At 68.6% G+C, this 21468-nt stretch carries 18 protein-coding genes; 11 read left to right on the top strand and 7 right to left on the bottom strand.

What is annotated here, in order from left to right; genetic code table 11:
- Position 1 precedes the first annotated feature (1 nt).
- From nuoL to GGQ97_RS14595, 7 genes are all read left to right on the top strand, one after another.
- Entirely contained in the window at positions 2-2047 is a 2046-nt protein-coding gene (nuoL, locus tag GGQ97_RS12975) for an NADH-quinone oxidoreductase subunit L (RefSeq protein WP_168070200.1), read from the top strand.
- Position 2048: 1 nt separating this feature from the next.
- Positions 2049-3593, top strand: coding sequence for an NADH-quinone oxidoreductase subunit M (locus tag GGQ97_RS12970; RefSeq protein WP_168070198.1), 1545 nt, complete (start codon positions 2049-2051; stop codon positions 3591-3593).
- A complete protein-coding gene (gene nuoN / locus GGQ97_RS12965; RefSeq protein WP_168070197.1) occupies positions 3593-5020 on the top strand; it encodes an NADH-quinone oxidoreductase subunit NuoN in 1428 nt (475 codons plus the stop codon). Before GGQ97_RS12970 ends, nuoN begins: the two co-directional genes overlap by 1 nt.
- Positions 5021-5039: 19 nt before the next feature.
- Positions 5040-5741: a biotin--[acetyl-CoA-carboxylase] ligase gene (locus tag GGQ97_RS12960; protein ID WP_209022858.1), complete on the top strand. Its 702-nt coding sequence runs from the start codon at positions 5040-5042 to the stop codon at positions 5739-5741.
- Between the two features lie 3 nt (positions 5742-5744).
- Positions 5745-6527 (top strand): type III pantothenate kinase, encoded by a 783-nt coding sequence (locus GGQ97_RS12955; RefSeq protein WP_168070195.1) that lies wholly within the window; start codon positions 5745-5747, stop codon positions 6525-6527.
- 107 nt (positions 6528-6634) lie between these two features.
- A complete protein-coding gene (locus GGQ97_RS12950) occupies positions 6635-8269 on the top strand; it encodes a ribonuclease J (protein WP_342448536.1) in 1635 nt (544 codons plus the stop codon).
- The gene (locus GGQ97_RS14595; protein ID WP_168070193.1) at positions 8266-8526 is read left to right on the top strand and encodes a DUF1467 family protein; all 261 of its coding nucleotides are present in this window, start codon (positions 8266-8268) and stop codon (positions 8524-8526) included. The genes GGQ97_RS12950 and GGQ97_RS14595 overlap by 4 nt, the downstream gene beginning before the upstream one ends.
- A gap of 12 nt (positions 8527-8538) precedes the next feature.
- On the opposite strand, the gene GGQ97_RS12940 is transcribed toward GGQ97_RS14595, so the two are convergent.
- Positions 8539-10821, bottom strand: a complete 2283-nt coding sequence (locus GGQ97_RS12940; RefSeq protein WP_168070191.1) for a coiled-coil domain-containing protein — start codon at positions 10819-10821, stop codon at positions 8539-8541.
- Between GGQ97_RS12940 and GGQ97_RS12935 the strand changes: the two genes are divergently transcribed.
- From GGQ97_RS12935 to GGQ97_RS12925, 3 genes are all read left to right on the top strand, one after another.
- Positions 10820-12097: a hypothetical protein gene (locus GGQ97_RS12935; RefSeq protein WP_168070189.1), complete on the top strand. Its 1278-nt coding sequence runs from the start codon at positions 10820-10822 to the stop codon at positions 12095-12097. The two genes, GGQ97_RS12940 and GGQ97_RS12935, sit on opposite strands and share 2 nt — an antisense overlap.
- Before the next feature lie 126 nt (positions 12098-12223).
- Positions 12224-13156, top strand: a complete 933-nt coding sequence (locus tag GGQ97_RS12930; protein ID WP_168070187.1) for a hypothetical protein — start codon at positions 12224-12226, stop codon at positions 13154-13156.
- A complete protein-coding gene (locus GGQ97_RS12925; RefSeq protein ID WP_168070185.1) occupies positions 13149-14486 on the top strand; it encodes a sensor histidine kinase in 1338 nt (445 codons plus the stop codon). The genes GGQ97_RS12930 and GGQ97_RS12925 overlap by 8 nt, the downstream gene beginning before the upstream one ends.
- On the opposite strand, the gene GGQ97_RS12920 is transcribed toward GGQ97_RS12925, so the two are convergent.
- Both GGQ97_RS12920 and gltX read right to left on the bottom strand, forming a co-directional pair.
- A complete protein-coding gene (locus tag GGQ97_RS12920; protein WP_168070183.1) occupies positions 14483-15763 on the bottom strand; it encodes a citrate synthase in 1281 nt (426 codons plus the stop codon). The genes GGQ97_RS12925 and GGQ97_RS12920 overlap by 4 nt on opposite strands.
- The gene (gene gltX, locus GGQ97_RS12915) at positions 15763-17193 is read right to left on the bottom strand and encodes a glutamate--tRNA ligase (protein WP_209022857.1); all 1431 of its coding nucleotides are present in this window, start codon (positions 17191-17193) and stop codon (positions 15763-15765) included. The genes GGQ97_RS12920 and gltX overlap by 1 nt, the downstream gene beginning before the upstream one ends.
- 179 nt (positions 17194-17372) lie before the next feature.
- Here gltX and GGQ97_RS12910 point away from each other — a divergent pair, with 179 nt between their 5' ends.
- Entirely contained in the window at positions 17373-19364 is a 1992-nt protein-coding gene (locus GGQ97_RS12910; RefSeq protein ID WP_168070181.1) for a ComEC/Rec2 family competence protein, read from the top strand.
- Here the strand turns inward: GGQ97_RS12910 and GGQ97_RS12905 are convergent.
- From GGQ97_RS12905 to GGQ97_RS12890, 4 genes are read right to left on the bottom strand one after another with little or no spacing between them, the layout of a single operon-like run.
- On the bottom strand, positions 19361-19705 hold the full coding sequence (locus tag GGQ97_RS12905) for a VOC family protein (RefSeq protein WP_168070179.1): 345 nt from the start codon (positions 19703-19705) through the stop codon (positions 19361-19363). The genes GGQ97_RS12910 and GGQ97_RS12905 overlap by 4 nt on opposite strands.
- Positions 19702-20400 carry a cytochrome b/b6 domain-containing protein gene (locus tag GGQ97_RS12900; RefSeq protein WP_168070177.1) on the bottom strand — a complete coding sequence of 233 codons (699 nt, stop codon included), beginning with the start codon at positions 20398-20400 and terminating at the stop codon, positions 19702-19704. Before GGQ97_RS12900 ends, GGQ97_RS12905 begins: the two co-directional genes overlap by 4 nt.
- Positions 20393-20944, bottom strand: coding sequence for a c-type cytochrome (locus tag GGQ97_RS12895; protein ID WP_168070175.1), 552 nt, complete (start codon positions 20942-20944; stop codon positions 20393-20395). The genes GGQ97_RS12900 and GGQ97_RS12895 overlap by 8 nt, the downstream gene beginning before the upstream one ends.
- Before the next feature lie 54 nt (positions 20945-20998).
- A complete protein-coding gene (locus GGQ97_RS12890) occupies positions 20999-21454 on the bottom strand; it encodes a c-type cytochrome (RefSeq protein ID WP_168070173.1) in 456 nt (151 codons plus the stop codon).
- Positions 21455-21468 lie beyond the last annotated feature (14 nt).

Raw genomic sequence — 21468 nt, 5'->3', positions numbered from 1 at the left:
CATGCAGTCCTCGATCATCCTCATCGTCTTCCTGCCGCTGCTGGCCGCGCTCGTCGCGGGCCTGGGCGGGCGGGTCATCGGCAAGGTGCCGGCCAAGGCCATCACCACCGGCGCCCTGTTCATCAGCTGCGCGCTGAGCTGGCCGATCTTCCTCGGCTTCATGTCGGGCGCCAACGAAGCAACCGTTGTGCCGGTGCTGGAATGGATCCGCTCGGGCAACCTCCAGGTCGACTGGAGTCTTCGCGTCGACACGCTGACGGCCGTCATGCTGGTGGTAATCACCACCGTCTCAAGCCTCGTCCACCTCTACAGCTGGGGCTACATGGACGAGGATCCGAGCCAGCCTCGCTTCTTCGCCTACCTCTCGCTGTTCACCTTCGCCATGCTGATGCTGGTGACCGCCGACAGCCTGATCCAGATGTTCTTCGGCTGGGAAGGGGTCGGTCTCGCCTCCTACCTGCTGATCGGCTTCTGGTATCACAAGCCCTCGGCTAACGCGGCCGCGATGAAGGCGTTCGTGGTCAACCGCGTCGGCGACTTCGGTTTCAGCCTTGGAATCTTCGGCACCTTCCTGGTGTTCGGCACCGTGTCGATCCCGGCGATCCTCGCCGCGGCACCGGACATGGCGGGCTCGACCATCGGCTTTGCCGGCATGCGGGTCGACACCATGACCCTGCTCTGCCTGCTGCTGTTCGTCGGCGCGATGGGCAAGTCGGCACAGCTTGGCCTCCACACCTGGCTTCCGGACGCGATGGAAGGCCCAACCCCGGTCAGCGCGCTGATCCACGCCGCGACCATGGTTACCGCCGGCGTTTTCATGGTCTGCCGCTTGTCGCCGATGTTCGAGGTGAGCCCGACCGCGATGACGGTGGTCACCTACGTCGGCCTTGCCACCGCCCTGTTCGCGGCGACGGTCGGCCTGGTCCAGAACGACATCAAGCGGGTGATCGCTTATTCGACCTGCTCGCAGCTCGGCTACATGTTCTTCGCCGCGGGCGTCGGCGCCTACGGGTCGGCGATGTTCCACCTGTTCACCCACGCCTTCTTCAAGGCGCTGCTGTTCCTTGGCGCGGGCTCGGTCATCCATGCCATGCACCACGAGCAGGACATGCGTTACTATGGCGCGCTCCGGAAGGAGATCCCGCTGACCTTCTGGGCAATGGTGCTCGGGACACTGGCGATCACCGGCGTCGGGATCATCGGGGTGTTCGGGTTCGCGGGCTTCTATTCCAAGGATTCGATCCTCGAGAGCGCGTTCGCCAGCGGCAGCGTGCATGGGACGATGGCCTTTTTCGTCGGTTCCTTCGCGGCGCTGCTGACCAGCTTCTACAGCTGGCGGCTGATCTTCCTGACCTTCTTCGGCCAGGCGCGCTGGGCGGGTTCGGAGCATATCCAGCATGCGGTCCACGGCGATCATCACGATCACCCGGACGACGAGCATGGCGACAGCAGTCATTCGACCGCGAAGCCGGTGACCGGCACCGCCGGCTACCACCCACACGAAAGCCCGTGGTCGATGCTGGTGCCGCTCGGCGTGCTGAGCCTCGGCGCGGTGTTCGCGGGCTTCGGCTTCCACCATTATTTCATCGAAGCCGAGGGCGGCGCCGAATTCTGGCGCGGAAGCCTCGTCTTCAACGAGCATCTGATGCACGCCTCGCACGAGGTGCCTTTGTGGGTGAAGCTGACTCCGGGCATCGTGATGCTGATCGGCTTGGCGCTCGCCTGGAACAACTACATCCGCCGTCCCGACACCCCCGCCAAGTGGGTTGCCGCGACCGGTCCGATCCATGCCTTCCTGATGAACAAGTGGTATTTCGACGAGATCTACAGCTTCCTGTTCGTCCGGCCCTCGCTCGCTCTCGGTCGCTTCTTCTGGAAGCGTGGCGACGTGCAGACCATCGACCGCTTCGGTCCGCATGGCGCGGCGGTGGCCGTCGGCGTCGGCAATCGCATGACCGCTCGGCTGCAGTCGGGCTATCTCAACTCCTATGCCCTCGTGATGCTGCTCGGCCTGGTCGGCGCGGCCACCTGGGTGATGACCCGCTGATATGAGCTTTCCCATTCTCTCCGTGATGATCGCCCTGCCGCTGCTGGCGGCGCTCGGCTGCCTGTTCCTCAAGGCCGACGGTGCGCGCTGGCTGGCGCTGGGCGCGACCCTCGCATTGTTTGTGCTCGGCTGCGTGCTGTGGGCGAGCTACGACGTCGGCGGCGCCCAGTGGCAGTTCCAGGAGCGGGTGAGCCTCGGCACGCCCTACCTCAACTGGGCGCTCGGCATCGACGGCATCGCGCTGATGCTGATCATGCTCAGCGTATTCCTGATGCCGATCTGCATCGGCGCAAGCTGGCGCGCGATCGACAAGCGCGTGCCCGAATACATGGCCGCCTTCCTGCTGATGGAAGCGCTGATGCTCGGCGTGTTCATGGCGCAGGACCTGTTGCTGTTCTACATCTTCTTCGAAGCCGGCCTGATCCCGATGTACCTGATCATCGGCATCTGGGGTGGCGTCGAACGGATCAAGGCGAGCTATAAGTTCTTCCTCTACACCCTGCTCGGCTCGGTGCTGATGCTGGTCGCGATGCTGGTGATGATCGGCCAGACCGGCACCGGCGATATCCCGACCCTGATGGCGACCGACTTCGCGCCGGGCCTCCAGACGTGGCTGTGGCTGGCCTTCTTCGCCAGCTTCGCGGTGAAGATGCCGATGTGGCCGGTCCATACCTGGCTTCCCGACGCCCACGTGCAGGCGCCGACCGCGGGCTCGGTGATCCTTGCCGGCGTGCTGCTGAAGATGGGTGGCTACGGCTTCATCCGCTTCAGCCTGCCGATGTTCCCCGAAGCCAGCGCGCAATTCGTGCCGCTCGTATTCGGCCTGTCGAGCGTCGCCATCGTCTACACCAGCCTCGTTGCCCTCGTGCAGGGCGACATGAAGAAGCTGATCGCTTACTCCTCTGTCGCGCACATGGCGTTCGTCACCTTCGGCCTGTTCGCTTTCAACCGCCAGGGGATCGAAGGCTCGCTGATCGTGATGCTGAGCCACGGCCTCGTGTCGGGCGCGCTCTTCCTCTGCGTCGGCGTGATCTACGACCGCATGCACACCCGTGAGATCGCCAAATACGGCGGGCTCGCCAACAACATGCCGGCCTACGCCCTGCTGTTCCTGCTGTTCACGATGGCCGCTGTCGGCCTGCCCGGCACCAGCGGCTTCGTCGGCGAATTCCTGGCGATGATGGGCACCTACGAAGTGTCGACCTGGGGTGCGATCTTCGCGACCACCGGTATCATCCTCGGCGCGGCCTATATGCTATGGCTCTACTGGCGCATCAGCTACGGCACTGCGCGGACCGAAGAGGCCTCAGCGATGGCCGACCTCGACCGCCGCGAATGGGCGCTCTTGGCGCCGATCGCTGCCGTGGTGCTGTGGATGGGCGTCTATCCCGAAAGCTTCATGGCACCGATGCGGGACGACGTGGGCCGCCTGCTGACCCGGATCGAACGGGTGAAGCCGGCCGGTGACAGCCGTCCGACCGCCGGCAATCCCGCGGCGGCTGCGGCGGCCAAGGCCAACGAACATGGCGCCGGGGAGGCGCACTGATGAACTTCGCTCCGATCCTTCCCGAGATCATCCTGGGCCTCGGCGCCGTGGTGCTGATGATGGTTGCCGCCTTCGTCCGGCGCCCGTCCACCATCACCCATGTCGCCGCCATTGCCCTGCTGGTCGCCGCCTGCTTCGCGCTGATCGGCGCGCCGCAGACGGCCGGATCGGTGTTCGACGGCATGTGGGCTGCCGACGGTTTCGCCGCCTTCGGCAAGGTCATCATCTACCTCGCCGCCGCGGTTGCGATCGTGATGGCGCACGGCTGGTTCGACCAGAATCACGAACATGGCGCCGAATATGCGGTGCTGATCCTGCTGTCGGCGCTCGGCGCGTCGGTGATGGTCAGCGCTTCCGACCTGATGATGCTCTACGTCGGCCTCGAGCTGCAGAGCCTGTCGGCCTACGTCCTCGCCTCCTACCGCCGCCATGACGAGCGGTCGGCCGAAGCGGGCCTCAAATATTTCGTCCTCGGCGGCCTTGCCAGCGGCATCCTGCTGTATGGCATCAGCCTGCTCTATGGCTTTGCCGGGACCACCGGCTTCGAAGGGCTTGCTGCAGCCTTTGCCGGCCCGAATGGGGCAAGCCTTGGCCTGCTGTTCGGCCTTGTCTTCACCCTCGCCGGACTCGCCTTCAAGATCGCGGCCGTGCCGTTCCACATGTGGACGCCCGACGTCTACGAGGGCGCGCCGACCCCGGTCACCGCCTTCTTCGCCGCCGGACAGAAGGCCGCCGCGATCCTGCTCGCCACCCGCGTCTGCCTCGAGGCGATGGGTCCGGCCACCGACCAGTGGCGCCAGATCGTGATCTTCGCGGCGCTGGCCTCGATCGTGCTGGGCGCGGTTGCCGCCTATGGCCAGACCAACGTCAAGCGGCTGCTGGCCTATTCCTCGATCAACAACGTCGGCTTCGCGCTGGTCGGCCTTGCCGCGGGCGGCCGCGAAGGCGCGACGGCGGTGCTGGTCTATTCCGCCGTCTACGTGGTCATGACGCTGGGCGCCTTCCTCTGCATCATGCGGATGCGCGATGCCGAGGGGCGGCCGCTCGAAAGCCTCGCCAGCCTGTCGGGTCTGTCGCAGACCCGCCCGCTGCTTGCGCTCGCCCTCGCGATGTTCATGTTCAGCCTGGCCGGCATCCCGCCCTTGTTCGGTTTCTGGCCCAAGCTGATGGTGTTCCAGGCCGCGGTGAATGCCGGGCTGCAGCTGCTTGCACTGGCCGCCGCCGCGCTGACCGTGATCGGTGCCTATTACTACCTGCGGGTCATCAAGATCATGTACTTCGATGCCCCGGCCGAGCCTTTCGCGCCGGCGCGCGGCAAGGTCGAGACTGCCCTCATCGCCGTCTGCGCGCTGATCATCAGCCCGCTCGGCTATCTCCTCATCAGCCCGCTGACCACCGCCGCAGCGGACGCGGCAAGCGTCTTTTGATGCCGCGCGGGCCGCGCTGTTGACCCGCATCCGCTTCGTCGAGCGAACCGGCTCGACCAACAGCGACCTGCTTGCGGAGCCGCACGCGCCCGAAGGCGAATGGCTGATCGCCGCCCGGCAGGAGCAGGGGAGGGGCCGCCAGAACCGCACGTGGGAAAGCCCCACCGGCAATTTCCACGGTTCGACGCTCGTGCGCCTGGCGCCGACCGACCCGCAGGCGGGATCACTCGCGCTGGCGGCCGGGCTGGCCCTGATCCGCGCCGTCGAGGCGGCGGCGCCGGCAACCGGCCTGATCCTCAAGTGGCCCAACGACCTGCTGCTCGGCCCCGCTAAGCTCGCCGGCATCCTGCTCGAGCGGCAGGGGGACCGCGTGGTGGCGGGCTTCGGGGTCAATCTTGCCCATGCCCCCGAGATCGAGGGTCGCGATACGGTTGCGCTTTCCTCGGTCGTGCTGGTCAGCCCGGAGGCCTTCGCTCCGCTGCTCGCCGCCGCCTTCTCCCGCGAACTACAGCGCTGGCGCGATGATCCGCTCGGCCTCATCGCCCTGTGGCTGGAAAGCGCCCACCCGATCGGTACCCCGCTGTCGGTCCATGTCGCCGCCGACGAGAAGCTCGCGGGCACGTTCGCCGGCCTCGCCCCGGACGGCGCGCTGCGCCTTGCCTTGCCGGGCGGGGAGGAACGGCGCATCCATGCCGCCGACGTGATGCTCGGGAGCGCCTGACATATGTTGCTCGCGGTCGATGCCGGGAACACCAACGTCGTCTTCGCCCTGCTGGCGGAGGACGGCAGCATTGCCGCACGCTGGCGGATCGCCACCGACCCGCGCCGGACCGCCGACGAATATGCGGTGTGGCTGCACCAGCTTCTCAGCCTCGAAGGCTATGCTCGCGGCGATGTGACCGGGGTCATCATCGGCACCGTGGTCCCGCGCGCGCTCCACAACCTGCAGGTGCTCGCGCACAAATATTTCGGCCAGGAAGCGATGGTCGCGGGGCAGGGCGCAGCCGGCTGGGGTATCCGCCTCGACGTCGACGAGCCGCACAATGTCGGTGCCGACCGCGTCCTCAACGCCATCGCCGGCCATGCCGCCTATCCGGGCGACCTGGTGGTGATCGATTTCGGCACCGCCACCACCTTCGACGTGGTCGACTATGACGGCGCCTACAAGGGCGGGATCATCGCGCCCGGGATCAACCTCAGCCTCGATGCACTGGTCGCCGCCGCCGCCAAGCTGCCGCGCATCGCGATCGAGGCGCCGACCGACCCGACCGTCATCGGCCGCACCACCGCAAGCCAGATGCTGTCCGGCATCTACTGGGGCTATGTCGCGATGATCGAAGGCCTGCTCGCCCGCGTGAAGGCGGAGATCGGCCGTCCGGTCACCTGCATCGCCACCGGCGGCCTTGCCACCCTGTTCCAGCAGCACCACCTGTTCGATGCGGTCGAGCCCGACCTCACGATCCGTGGGTTGGCGCTGCTCCACCAGCGGAGCCGCAAGCCCGCCTGAACGAAATTCGAGGAGCCAAGCGGCACAGCCAGTCCAGCCGCTTCTCCTGACCTCACCAATGGACTGCATTGTTTGACTCGCACGGCGGGCCCAGAACAGGAATTATCGTGACACCAGGTAACGAACTGCTCTTCCTCGCGCTTGGCGGCTCGGGCGAGATTGGCATGAACGTCAATCTCTACGGTGCCGACGGCAAGTGGCTGATGGTCGATTGCGGAATGACCTTCGGCGAGGCCGATTATCCCGGCATCGACCTCGTCCTTCCCGATCTCGAATTCATCGAGAAGCGCCGCAGGGATCTCGTCGCGCTCGTGCTGACCCACGGCCACGAGGATCATATCGGCGCCATCCCCTATCTCGCCGCCGACCTCCAGGTGCCGCTCTACGCGACGCCCTTCACCGCCGGGCTGATCGCCCACAAGCTGGAGGAGGAAGGGCTGACCGGGCAGGTCAAGCTCAAGCTCATCCATCCGGGCGACGTGCTCGACCTCGGGCCGTTCAAGGTCACCCCGGTGCCGCTCGCCCACTCGATCCCCGAGGCCAACGGGCTGCTGATCGAAACCCGCCATGGGCGGGTGTTCCACACCGGCGACTGGAAGCTCGATCCGACGCCGGTGATCGGCAACCCGACCAGCCCCGACAAGCTGCGGGCGATCGGCGACCTCGGCATCGACGTGATGATCTGCGATTCGACCAACGCCTTCACCGAAAAGGCGTCGGGCTCCGAAGCCGAACTGTTCGACGGCCTGCGCCATGCGGTGGAGGAATCGCCCGGCCGCGTGCTGGTCACCACCTTCGCCTCCAACGCCGCGCGGCTGCACACCATCGGCAAGGTCGCGGAAGCGACGGGTCGGCGGGTGGCGGTGGCCGGCCGCTCGATCGAACGCTACCTCAAGGTCGCGCGCGCTACCGGCTACCTGACCGATTTCCCCGAGACGATCCGCTACGACGAGGCGATGCGGATTCCGCGCCGCGATCTGCTGGTGGTCGCCACCGGTGGGCAGGGCGAGCCGCGCGCGGCGCTGGGCCGGATCGCTGCCGGCCAGCATGAGATCAAGTTCGGCGAGGACGACACGGTGATCTTCTCCTCGCGCCAGATCCCCGGCAATGAGAATGCCGTCGGGCGGGTGATGAACCAGCTTGCGGTGCTTGGCGTCCGTACCGTCACCGAGCGCCAGGCACACGTCCACGTGTCGGGGCACCCCGGCCGTCCCGAGCTCAAGCAGATGTACGACTGGATCCGGCCGCGGCTGCTGGTCCCGGTCCATGGCGAGCGCCGCCACATGCTCGAACAGGCACGCCTCGGCACCGAGAGCGGGATCCCCGCCGCGCTGGTCCAGGAGAATGGCGACCTCATCCGCCTCGCACCCGGCACGCCGAAGAAGATCGGCGAGGAGCGGGTCGGGCGCCTGGTGCTCGACGGCGACGTCATCCTTCCGGCAGACGGTTCGACGATCAATGAGCGCCGCCGGATCGCCCAGCAGGGCGTGATTGCGGTCAGCCTGGTCCTTCGCGGCAATGGCTCGCTTGCCGCCGATCCGGTGGTGCGGGCGGTCGGCGTCCCGGTCGAGGAGGATCGCGACGACTTCATCCGCGATGCGCAGGCCACCGCCGCCAAGGCGGTCGAGCCAATCCGCGACGAGGATAAACTGCGCGAGAATGTCCGCCTGGCGGTCCGCCGCTGCGCCACCCTGTGGACCGGGAAGAAGCCCAACGTGGAAGTGCTGGTGACCCGCCTGTGAACCCCGGAAGCGCCCTTGCCGTCTTCTTCCTGATCTTCGTCTTCACGGCCTTCCTGATGCTGCCGTTCGGGATTCGGACGGACGAGGAGGCGGGGGCGCCGAAGATCGCCGGCCAGGCTGACAGCGCACCGCACCGCTTCGACCTCAAGCGGCACTTGCTGCGGGCGGCGGCGGTGTCGGCGCTGTTGTTTGCCTTGTTCTACGTCAACTGGACGCAGGGCTGGATCACCGCCGAAACGCTCGACTTCTACAACTAGCCTGTCCCCGGCCTAGAACGAGCGGCGCCGCTCCAGCACCTGCGCAAGCGCGGCGTAAAGCCGTCCCATGTCGCTCGACAGCAGGGTCACGGCCATCATGCCGCCTTCCTGCTCGGCCGACGCGCGGCGCAGCATGCTCTCGAAATCCTGCACATAGCGGGTGACCGACGAGGCGAATTCCGGATCGCTCGAAACCTGCTGCTCGACCAGGCGCAGCTCGCCCGCCGACAGCAGCCGCACGGCCTTGCGGGTGAACACCCCGCGATCGCCCTTGAGGTAAGCGGCCCAGGCCCGGTCGTCGACCTCGTCGCTGAGGATCCGGCCGACGTCGATCGAGGCCGAGTGGAGCGAATCGATCAGCACCGCGGCGCGGCGGGCAAAGGCCTCGCTGTCGGCCATCCGGTCGTCCTCGCGGACCTTCTCGATATGCTGTTCGAGCGCACTTGCGGTACGGCCGATGTTGAGCATCTGCTGCGACAGCCCGGTCGAGGCATGCCGCGCCGCTTCCAGCGCCCGTGCGGCAACCCGCTCGACCTCGCCAAGCTGCTGCGCCACGCTCTGTTCCACTGCGCGGCTCAGCGCTGCCTGCGCTTCGATCGACAATTGCTGCGCGGTCTCCGGCACGACCGAGGCAAGCGCCTCGCGGGCCCGGGTCGCTGCCTGTGCCGCGGCCTCGCGGACCTGGACCATGGCCTGGACCAGCGCCGGGCCGGTTTCGGCCTGGAGCCGGGTCGCTTCCTCGCCCGCCGCGGCCAGCGCGGCGCGAAGCTCGCCGAGCCGCTGCTCGGCGCCGCCGACCCCGCTCTCGACGCTCGCCAGCAAGCCGGCGAGCCGCTCCTGCTGGCCCGACAGGCCGGACGTCCCCTGTTCGAGACGGCTGGTCACGCTGGCCGCCGCCTCGTTCATCCACTCGACATCGGGCCGCGCGGCCTGGACTGCTGCAAGCAGGCGTTCGGCGCCGCTTTCGGCGGTTTCCAGGGCGCCGCTCAGATCCTCGCCGCACTCGCGCTGCAAGGAGGCGATGGCGGTGCGCAGATGTTCGGTCCGATGGCTGAGATCCTCCAGCGTGCCGCCGCTCGCCGCCTGCTGTGCCCCAAGCCCATCTAGTTCACGCCGCACCCGGTCGATCGCCGTTGCCACCGCTTGTGCGCGAAGGTCACCCTCGGCTGCGAGGTCGACGAAGCGCTGGTCGACATCGCCGAGCTGGCGTTCCAGGCTGGACACCAGGGCGGTGACCGCCCGGTCCTGCTCGGCAATGCGCGAGGACAGTCCATCGAGCGCCTGGCCCGCGGTGCTGAGCCGGCCGCCAAGCTGGATCGCCGCTTCCTGTCCGGCGACGCCCAGTGCCGCGGCGCTCTGGTCGACCAGGCCGCGCACCGCCGCTGCCTGTTCGTCGATGCCGGAGCGGATCAGGCCAAGCGCCTCGGCCGTGCGCTCGAGCAGCGAATCGACCTGTGCAGAGGCGGTGGTTCCGGTTTCGCCGACCCGCAGGGCTGCCGCAGCGCCGGCGCTTTCGATCTGGGTGAGATGCGCGACCAGCCGCTGCGACGCGCCGCCGACCTGATCCTCGGCCTCCCGCGCGCGGCCGCTGATCGCCGCCAGCTGCGCTTCGAGGCTGGCGGCCTGCGCGCTCGCCTCGCGGCCCGACTGGCGCAGTTCCTCGGCCATCGCCCGGCTGCTCGCCTCCGCCCGAGGCAGGTCGTCGAGGAGGACGCCGATATCCGTCCGTGCGCTTTCCGCGGCACGGTCGAGCACGGCCGCATGCCGGCTCAGCGTTTCGCTTCCGGTCGCCAGGTCGCGGGTGACCTGCCCAAGCCGATGCCCGGCTTCGTCGCCCAGCCGCATCAGCCGGTCGGCATGGCCCGACAGCGCGATCTGCTCGTCATCCAGCCGCTGGCGAAGCACGCCGAGCAATTGCTCCAGGCTGCGCGCCTCCGAGCGCATCATCTGCACCGATTGGGTAAAGCGCTCGGCTTCGCGGCGACGGGTACGACCGAAGATCAACCACCCCAGCCCAAGCAGGACCAGCGGCGCCGCAGCCACCGCCAGCCACTGCGCCACCAGGGGAGCGCTTGCAGCGTCGCCCAGCGCGCGCCCGGCGCTCCACCCGGCAAAGCCGATCCACGCCAGCGCCAACAGGCCCAGCGTCCAGCCGAGCACGCGCCGCCCGTCGGCTCCGCTGTCCACCGCCCGCGCAGGCTCATCTACCCAGGCCGGCTCGGCAGGCTGATAGTCGGGACCGGCGCTGCCGACCGCCTCCGTCAGCTCGAGGGGCTCATCCGATGCGTCATGCATGGAGCGGGGCTGGGACGGCGTCATGGCGCCATGTTTACCACCTTTGCTCGACTACGGAAGCGTGCAAGAGGAGTGGCAAGAGGAAGGGGTGGGAATGGCGCTCGGTGCGTTGATCGCGGCGCATGACGAGGATGATCAGGGTGGGCTCCACGCGCTGGCGCCGCTCGCAGGTCGAACACTCGTCGAATATCAGGCTCGCTGTGCCGCTGCGGTCGGCGCGGCTCCCATCGTCGTGATCGTCGAACGCGTGCCGCCGACGCTCCAGGCGGCGTTCGAGCGGCTGCGGGCCGAAGGCATTGCGGTGGTGCCCGTGACCGACGCGATGGAGGCCGCGGCCCGCTTCGATCCCGAGGGGGCGGTGCTGCAGATGGCCGACGGGATCGCACCCGCCGCGCCGCTGCTGGCCGAACTCGCCGAAGAACCGTCGAGCGCCATCCTCACCGTTCCCGACGACGAGCGGCACCATGCGTTCGAGCGGATCGACAACGACCATCGCTGGGCCGGGCTGGCGCTGATCTCCTCCAAATTGCTGTCCGACACCGCCCGAATGCTGGGCGACTGGGACCTCCACTCGACCCTGCTTCGGCGTGCAGTTCAGGAAGGCGCCAGGTTGGTCCCGGCGCCGGAGGGTCTGCGCCCGTTCCTTGCCGCCAGCGACAGCAGCAGCGCCGCGTTTGATCGCCACCTGGTCGACAGCAGCCGCCACCGCCGCCGGGACTGGCCGAGCCGCTACCTGCTCCCCCCGGTGGAGGATTTCCTCACCCGCCAGCTGATGGGCGCACCGGTGCGCCCCACGGCCCTGCTGTGGGCGGCCCTGGCGATGGTCCTTGGCGCCGCGCTGCTGTTCACGCGCGGGGAGCCCCTGTGGGCGATGGGCCTGCTGGTCGCGGCAAGCCCGCTCGATCGGCTGGCCGAACGGCTCGCGACGGTTCGGCTGCGGCCTTTTTCCCGTCATTCCCTGCTGTTCCGGCTGCTTGCCCCGGCGCATGGGATCGCGCTGCTCGGGCTGGCCTGGTTCGAGACTCGGCATGGCGGCGGGTGGGGCGCCCTGGCCGCGGCTGCGGCGGCGATCGCGTTCGGCGAGGCGGCGCGGGTCGAGCGGCGCGGCCGGGAGCTTGGCCCCGACCTGTGGCTGCTGACCCCGCGCAGCGCGGTGTTCCTCTCGCTCCCCTTCGCCGCGGCCGGCGCATGGAGCCTGTTGACCGTGGCGCTTGCGGTCTACGCCGCCGCCAGTTTCTTCATCGTCCAGCAGATGGTGCTTTCCGATCGCGATTGACGCGGCGTTAAGGCTCCTTTGCTAAACCGCTTCGACATGCCCGCCGAATGGCCCATTGCTGCACTCCCCCCGGGAGAGCGCCCGACCCATCCTTCCTCCGCCCTCCCGGCGGGCGAGGGGCGGCGCATGGCGGCCATCGTGCGCGACCTGTTCCTGTCTCCCGACGATCGCCTGACCGAGCAGGAACGCTCGCTGATGGCGGCCATGCTCCACGGGCTGATCGAACGCGTCGCGGTTGAGCTTCGGGCGCGCCTCTCGCCGGAGGCTGCAGCGGCCTGCGCCGCCAGTCCGGCCGAACTCATCGCCGACCTCACCCGTGCCGGACTGATCCAGGACGAGGTGCTGGTCGGGCTTCTGCTGCGCCGCGCCGACGCCCAGCGCATCGCCTCTTCGGGCCGCGGCGGGCGCTCGACCCTGCAGCGCTGGACTGCCGCCAGGGACGCCGACGTCGCGGCCGCGGCCATGACCCTGGTCGCCGCGCGGGGGCGGGGCCGTGACCGCTTCGGACGCGTCGCCCTCGACCTCCCCGATCTTCCCGCCGGCCTCGCGACCGGCCTGGTGGTCGCGATCGGCGCTGCGCTTGGTCTGCGCTGCGACAGCCCCAGCGACGCCGAGGTCGCCGACGCGATCAGCGACCTCCTGTCCTCGCGGGCCGAAACACCATCGCTTGAACAACTCGAAGCGGCACTGGCCGAGGCACTGGGAAGCGACGGCCGCCGCGAAGCCGGCCTGCTCGTCGCCCTCGCCGACGAAGGCGAAGCGCCGATCCTGTCGGCCATCCTCGCCGCCGAAGCCTGCATTCCTGCCGACGAGGCGTGGGCCGCGCTGTTGGGCGGGGCCGAACAGGTCGCGCTGCTGCTCCGCCTCGCCGGCGCCCCGCGGCCGGAAGTCGCATCCTTGCTCGCTGCCGCCGGCCCTGCGCTCGGGATCGGAGATCCGGTCCGCGCCATCGAAGCCTTCGAGGCCATGAGCGCCGACATGGTCGAGGCCGCGCGCGCCGAGCTGGCGCTACCCGGCGCCTACCGCAACGCCCGGCGGATCATCGGCCGCCATGGCTAGCCTTCCCGTCCAGCCCCCGATTTCCGCGCGCGTTGACGCGGCAGGCCGGCTGGTCGCCGCGGATCCCCCGCTGCTGGCCCTGCAGGAACAGGCCGGATCGCGGCTCGGCGGCTCGCTTTCGGTGCCGCAGCTGGCCGCGCTGGCGCGGCTTGCCGCCCGCCTCGGGGTCGGAATCACGCGCCCGGTCATGGCCGCCAGCGAAGACGAAGATCTCGACCTCCTCGTCCGCGCCGAGCCCGACCGCGACGGCGTGACCCTTTCGATCGAACGCTGGACGGTACGGCCCCAGGCCCGCTCGCGCTGGCTGGGCGGTGGCCGCGGCGGCGAGGAAGCCGAAGCGGAAGTCCGAGCTGCGGCCGAGGATGTCGTCACCGATCACGCCCTGCGTATCCTCAGTGTCAGCCCAGGGCTAGCCCGCCGGGTTGGCCAGGACGAAGCCGAGCTGACCGGTCAGGCCCTGTCACGCCTGGTCCGCCCGGTCGAGGACGAGGACGGCAATCTCCCGCTCCTGGAAGCCCTTGCCGGGCGAACCGCCTTTGCCGACCAGATGGCGCTGCTGCGCGGGGACGAAGCCTCCGTCCTCATCGACGGGGAGCCGCGGCTCGAGGAGGGGCGCTTCGTGGGCTACACCATCCGAGTCCGGGCGCCTGACGGTGCTGCGGCGCGCAAGGGCTCCGACCTGCCGCCCCTCGACGAGCTGTTGCGGGACCCGCTGGCCTCGATCATCAGCCAGGCCGAGGAGATCGCTGCGCGCAGCCAGGGTCCGCTCAGGACCGACTATGCCGGTTATGGCGCCGACATTGCGACCGCGGCCCGGCACCTGCTGGAATTGCTGACCGCGCTGGGTGACGGCGCGTCGGGCGCTTCCGACCCGGGCGCCGGGACCGGAGAGGTCCTCGACCTGGCCGAATTGGTGCTCGACGCGGCCAGCCTGCTCCAGGCCGACGCTTCGAGCCGCCGCATCCTTCTCGACGTCGGGGGGGAGGGGAGCGTCCAGGCACGCGGCCAGCCGCGCGCGATCACGCAGATCCTCGTCAACCTGATCGGCAATGCCGTCCGCTTCTCGCCCGAAGGGGGAACGGTCGCTCTCCAGCTGGAGCGCGGGGCCAAGGCCGCGATCACGGTTAGCGACCAGGGGCCGGGAGTCGCCGCCGCCGACCGCGTCCGCATCTTCGAACGCTTCGAACAAGGGGCGGAGGCGCGCGGCGGAACGGCCGGCCTTGGCCTCGCCATCTCGCGCCGGCTAGCCCGCGACATGGGCGGAGAGGTCGAACTGCTCGACCTCCCCGGACCCGGCGCCGCCTTCCGGCTGACCCTGCCGCTCGCCTAGCGGGCGTTAACGCCCACGTAATCGCGCTGCGTCGCGCCGGTGTAGAGCTGGCGCGGACGACCGATCTTCTGCTCGGGATCGGCGATCATCTCGTTCCACTGGGCGACCCAGCCGACGGTGCGAGCGAGCGCGAACAAGGCGGTGAACATCTCGGTCGGGAAGCCGATCGCGTTCAGGATCACGCCCGAATAGAAATCGACGTTCGGATACAGCTTCTTGTCGATGAAATAGCTGTCGCTGAGCGCGATCCGCTCCAGCTCCTTGGCGACGTCGAGCACCGGATCGGAGATGTTGAGCTCGCGCAGCACCTCGTCCGCGGTTTCCTTCATCACCTTCGCGCGCGGGTCGAAGTTCTTGTACACGCGGTGGCCGAAGCCCATCAGGCGGAAAGGATCGTCCTTGTCCTTGGCGCGGGCGATATACTCCGGGATCCGGTCGACGTGGCCGATCTCGCGCAGCATGTTGAGCGCGGCCTCGTTGGCCCCGCCATGCGCCGGGCCCCACAGGCAAGCGATGCCCGCCGCGATGCAGGCGAAGGGATTGGCGCCCGACGAACCGGCCAGGCGGACGGTCGAGGTAGAGGCGTTCTGCTCGTGGTCGGCATGGAGGATGAAGATCCGGTCCATCGCCTTTTCGATGATCGGGTTCACCACATAATCCTCGGCCGGAACGCCGAAGGTCATGCGCAGGAAGTTGCCGGTGTAGGACAGCGAATTGTCCGGATACAGGAACGGCTGCCCGATGCTGTACTTGTAAGCCATCGCCGCGATCGTCGGCATCTTGGCGATCAAGCGGTGCGAGGCGATCTCGCGCTGCTTGGGATCGGTGATGTCGGTGCTGTCGTGGTAGAAGGACGACAGCGCGCCGACCACGCCGCACATGATCGCCATCGGGTGCGCGTCCCGGCGGAACCCGCGGAAAAAGGTCGCCAATTGCTCGTGAAGCATGGTGTGGCGGCTGATCGTGTAGGTGAACTTGTCGAGCTCTTCCTTATTGGGAAGCTCGCCGTGAAGAAGCAGCGCGGCGACTTCCATGAAGCTCGACTTGTCGGCCAGCTGGTCGATCGGATAGCCGCGGTGAAGCAGGATACCCTGCTCGCCATCGATATAGGTGATCGCGCTGCGGCAGCTGGCGGTCGAAGTGAAACCCGGATCGTAGGTGAACATGTCGGTCGCACCGTACAACTTGCGGATGTCGACCACGTCGGGCCCGACGCTGCCGCTCAGAACCGGCAGGTCGAGGGCCTTGTCGCCCATGGTCAGATTGGCATTCGACATCAATTGCGCTCCTTGAGGTGCAACGTCACGGTAGAGGGGTCGAGCTGGTCGGCGATCCGGGCAAGGCTTTCGTCCTGCCCGAGCAATACCAGCACGTCGAAGATGCCGGGACTGGTCGCCCGCCCGGTCAGTGCCGCCCGCAGCGGCTGGGCAAGCTTGCCCAATTTCAAGCCCTCGGCCTCGGCCAGCGCCTTGACCGCGCTTTCGGTGCCGTCGTGGGTCCACTCGCTCACGCCCGACAGCGTTTCGTGGACCCGGCCGAGCAAGGCCCGCGCGTCCCCGTCGAGCAGCGCCGCGGCCTTGTCGTCGAGGCTGAGCGGCCGCGCCACGAACAGGAAGTCGGCGTTCGCGCTGAGCTCGTTCAGATCCCTGGCCCGCGCCTTGAGCTCCGGCATCGCCTGTTCTAGCAGCGCCAGTTGCTCGGCCTCGAGCCCGCCGCGCCGGGCCGCGACCAACACCGCTAGGCGGCTGTCCTCGGCATGGCGGATGTAATGTCCGTTGAGGTTTTCCAGCTTTTTGGTGTCGAACCTGCTCGGCGATTTGCCGACATGGTCGATGTCGAACCACTCCACCGCCTGCTCGCGGCTGATGATCTCGTCGTCGCCGTGGCCCCAGCCGAGCCGCAGCAGGTAGTTGGACAGCGCCTCGGGCAGGATTCCCATTTCGTCGCGATAGGCGTCTACCCCGAGCGCGCCGTGGCGCTTGGAGAGCTTGGCGCCGTCGGCCCCGTGGATCAGCGGGATGTGGCCATAGGTCGGTTCGGGCCAGCCCATCGCGCGCACGATCACCAGCTGGCGGAAGGCATTGTTGAGATGGTCGTCGCCGCGGATGACGTGGGTCACGCCCATGTCATGGTCGTCGACCACCACCGCCAGCATGTAGGTCGGGGTGCCGTCGGAACGCAGCAGGACGAAATCGTCGAGTTCGGCATTCTGGACCACGACCCGGCCCTGCACCATGTCCTCGATCACCGTCTCGCCCTCGCGCGGGGCCTTGAGGCGGACCACGAACGGCGCGTCGGGTGAGGGCGCGTCGGAGCGGTCGCGCCATTCGCTGGTGATCCGGAACGGCTTCTTCTGCGCCTGCGCTTCCTCGCGGCGGCGGGCAAGCTCCTCCTGCGTCAGGTAGCAGCGATAGGCCGCACCGCGCTCGATCAACTGCAACGCCACTTCCGCGTGCCGCGCCTCATATTGCGACTGGAAATGCGGCTCGCCGTCCCCGCTGATGCCGAGCCAGGACAGCCCGTCGAGGATCGCCTCGATCGCTTCGGGGGTGGACCGCGCCCGGTCGGTATCCTCGATCCGAAGCAGGTACTTGCCGCCGTGATGGCGCGCGAACAGCCAGTTGAACAAGGCCGTCCGTGCCCCACCGATGTGGAGAAAGCCGGTCGGGCTTGGCGCAAAGCGCGTGACGATGGTGCTTGCGCTCAAGCGCGCTTTCCTCTTTCCTCGGTTTCGCCGGATCGCATGCCTTCACAAGGGAGGCAGCAATGGACGTGGCCGCTTCCCCGGATAACATACCGGTCCCAGTGCACTGGCAAGCCAGAGCGTTCTTCGCAAGTGCGGAAAACCGCCTTGAGGCCGAACGTTCCCAGCTTGCGCCGTGGGCGGTGGTCGCACTGGGGGGCGGAATTGCCGCCTGGCTGGTGCTTGCCGACCCGCTGGCATGGGCGGCGATGCTGCTTTGCTGCGCCGGGCTGGTCGCCGCCGGACTGGTCGTGCAGGGCCGGACCGGGCAGGTGATCGCCACCGCCGGCGGCTGCCTGGCGCTCGGCTGCGCGCTCATCTGGTGGCGCAGCGGCGAGGTCGCCTCGCCGCGGCTCGACCGCCCGGTGATCGCCGCCGTCCAGGGCAAGGTCCTCAAGGCCGAGCGGCTGGTCGCCCGGGGCAACCTTCGCCTGACGCTTGCACCGACCGATCGCGCCCTTCCGCCGCGCATTCGTGTTTCGCTTCCCTTGGCCGACGCCGAAGCGCTCGGTCCCGCGCTCGGCGTCGGCGCGGAGGTCGGCCTGCGGGCGCGGCTCGCCCCGCCGATGCCGATGGCGCTGCCCGGAACCCACGATTTCGCCCGCGATGCCTGGTTCATGGGACTTGGCGCCACCGGCAAGGCGCTGGGCAAGGTCACGGTGCTGCAGCCCGCGCAGGAAACCGGCCTGGATCGCATCCGCCGCGACCTCGATACCCATATCCGAAGCCAGCTGGGGCCCGGTGCCGGCGGGATCGCGACCGCGCTGGTCACCGGCGACCAGGGTTCCGTGCTGGAAGCCGACGCGGAAGCCATGCGGCGGTCGGGACTTGCCCACCTGCTGTCGGTGAGCGGCCTCCATATCGCCGCGGCGGTCGGCTTCTTTTACCTACTCGTGCTCCGCTCGCTGGCGCTAGTGCCGACCCTGGCGCTGCGCTGGAACCTGGTCGCGATCGGCTTTGCGGCGGGCGCCCTCGCCGGGGTCGCCTATACCGTGCTGACCGGATTGCAGGTGCCGACGGTGCGCAGCTGCATCGCGGCCTTGCTGGTCCTCGCCGGAATCCTGCTCGGGCGCGAAGCGATGAGCATCCGCTTGCTCGCGACCGGGGCGCTGCTGGTCCTGCTGATCCGCCCGGAAGCGATCGCCGGGGCCAGCTTCCAGCTCAGTTTCGCCGCCGTCCTGACGCTGGTCACGCTCTACGGTTCGGCCCGCTTCAAGAAACGGTTCGAACGGCGCGAGGAGGGCCGGGCGGCCGCGATGTTGCGCAGCCTCGGCGCGATGACCGCCACCAGCCTCGCGATCGAGATCGCCCTGACGCCTTTCGCCCTTTACCATTTCCACCGCGCCGGCCTCTACGGCGTGGCGGCCAACCTCGTCGCCATTCCGCTCACCACCTTTGTCATCATGCCGCTGGAAGCGAGCGCGCTGCTGCTCGACAGCGTCGGCCTCGGCGCGCCGCTGTGGGCGCTGACGGGCTGGTCGATCAGCCTCCTGCTCGGTGTCGCGCACACAGTGGCCGATACCCCGGGAGCGAGCGCCATCCTGCCTGCCATGCCGCGAACGGCTTTCGCGCTGATCATCGGCGGCGGCCTCTGGTTCTGCCTGTGGCAGGCGAGTTGGCGGCGATGGGGGCTCGCCCCGATCGCGGTCGGAATCCTCCTGACCCTTGCCGAACCCCTCCCCGACGTACTCGTCACCGGCGACGGCAAGCATCTGGCGGTGATCGACGAGACCGGTACCCCCTGGCTGCTGCGCGACCGGGCAGGGGACTTCGTGCGCGACCTGATGGCGGAGAATGCCGGGTTCGACGGCGACCCGCCGCCGCTCGCCGCTTACGCGAGGGCGCGATGCAGCGCCGACAGCTGTATCGCCGACCTCGGCAGCACCGGGCGGACCCTTCTGGCCCTGCGCTCGACCCAGCGGATCGACTGGCGGGAGCTCACTCGTGCCTGCGCCGCGGCCGACATCGTGGTCGCCGACCGCCGCCTGCCGCGCGCCTGCCGCGCGCGCTGGCTGACGCTCGACGCGCCGCGCCTGCGGCAGACCGGGGGCCTCGCCATCGATGCAGGGAAGGGCAGGGCGGCCAGCGTCGCCGATCGGCTGAAGCGCCTGCCCTGGGCCGGTAGCAGTTCCTAGGCGGTGACCCAGACCGCGATCTCGTTGCCGCCCGGATCGATGAAGTGGAAGCGTCGCCCGCCCGGGAAGGAGAAGATCGGCTTGGCGATATGGCCGCCGGCCTTCGTGACCGCGTCGAACGCCGCGTCGAGATCGTCGACCCGGACCACCGGCAGCGGCGCCGACAGCGCCTCCTCCCGGTCGCCCTGCAGGCCGACGCTGACCGCCCCCAGTTCGGCCGCGCTATAATCGGGGCCGTAGGCGGCAAAGCTCCAGCCGAACGCCTTCTGATAGAAGGCGCGGGTCAGTTCGTGCGCGCTTGCGCTTGGCAGTTCGACATAATCGATCCGGGCACCGCTCATAGTCCAGGCACTCCGTTCGCTATCCACCAGGTCACCGCTGCGGCGATCGCCAGGCTGACGACCAACCGGCCCGCGCCGGCCCTGACCAGGCCTTGGGTGCCCGCGGGATAATCCTTGCTGTCCCCCGTCACCATCGCACTGACGAGATGCCTGCCTTTCCACCGATAGTAGACGATGGCCGCCACGTGCAGGGCGATGAAGGCGAGCAGGATGTTGAACAGGATCTCGTGAACCTCGTGCGCCCATTCGGCGGTATCGAAGCTTACCAGCCGGTTGAGCGGCCCGGTGACGATGCCATCCTCGTCGGACAACGGCAGGCCGAAGGCGACCTGCAGCACGAGCAGGGCGAGCAGCGCGACCACGCTGAGCGCGCCGAGCGGGGTATGCCCGACCCGCGACCAGCCGGCCGGATCACGAAGGTAGGCGGCAACCCTCGACGGGCCCGCCACGAACGATCCGAAACGCGCCGTCGAGCTTCCGAGGACACCCCACAGAAGCCGGAACAGCAACAGGAACAGGATCGTGAGGCCGCTCCTGATATGCCATTCGATCTCGCCATTCTCCGCCGACCACCAGGAAAAGGCGACCAGCAGCGCGATAGTCCAGTGGACCAGGCGGATCGGAAGGTCCCAGACCGGCACCGACGAACGCGGCGCGGCTTGATCCTCCGGGACGCTTGCCGCAGCCTCAGTCATCCTTGGTGCGGAAGCGGTCGTGGCAGGCCGCGCAGGTCTTGCCGAGGTTGGCGTGGGCTTCCTTGATCGCCCCGAAATCACCGCCGCCGGTGGCCGCCTGGAACACCTTGGCGGCTTCGTTAAAGCGGGTCATGCCCTTGTCGAACTCGGCCTTCTGCTGCCAGATCTCGGCCTTGGCTTGTGTCTTCCCGACGTCGGGGCCGGTGCCGAGCGGGAACCAGCCGATCGCCTGCGGGGCGAGGCTCGCGATCGTATCGGCCGAGTTGCGGACCGCGTTCAAATCCTGCTTGTCGATCGCCTGCTTGGCCGCGCGCATCGCCTTGCCGATCTTCTCATAGCCGTCGTGCCGCTCCTTCATCTTGGCCAGCGCGGCCTCGCGCTCGAGCGGGGTATCGGCCGCGGCCATCGCCGTGTTGGTGACCGTTGCGGTGGCTTCGGCGCCGCTGGCGTTGGCGTCGTTCAGCACGGCGTTCGCCTCGTCGCCGCCGCGATTGCAGGCGGACAGTGACAGCAGGGCGGCGGAAATCAGCAGGATCGAACGCATCGGCAACTCCTTGGCTGTTTCAAAGAACCCGGTTCGAGCGATCTGGCTCCGGGCTTAATGCTCTTCGCGATATTGATCGTGACAGGCACCGCAGGTTTGTCCGAGCTTGCCGTGCGCGGCCTTGATCGCGGCAAGGTCGCCGCTCGCCGCCGCCGACTGGAACAGCCTGGCCGCGCTGCCGAGATTCTTCATCTTGGCGTCGAAATCGGCGCGCTGCTGCCAGACCAGCGCCTTGGCATGGGTCTTTCCGGCCTCGGGCCCGCTTCCCACAGGAAACCAGTTCGGCGCGCGGGCGGCGAGGGCGGCGATCTGGTTGGCGGAAGCGCGGGTTGCCGCCACGTCCCCCTTGCCGATCGACTGCTTGGCCGCGCGCATCGCCTTGCCCAGCTGCTCGTAACCGGCGTGCCGCTGCGCGATCATCCTGACGCCCGCCTCACGCGACAGCGGCGCCGCGATGGCGGCCGTCCCCAGGACTGCGGCTGCAACGGACGACAAGATCAGGATGCGCATCGGCAATGTGCTCC

It is taken from the genome of Sphingomonas kaistensis, assembly GCF_011927725.1.
Taxonomy (GTDB): Bacteria; Pseudomonadota; Alphaproteobacteria; order Sphingomonadales; family Sphingomonadaceae; genus Sphingomicrobium; species Sphingomicrobium kaistense.
This window is presented reverse-complemented; position numbering and strand designations above follow the sequence as displayed.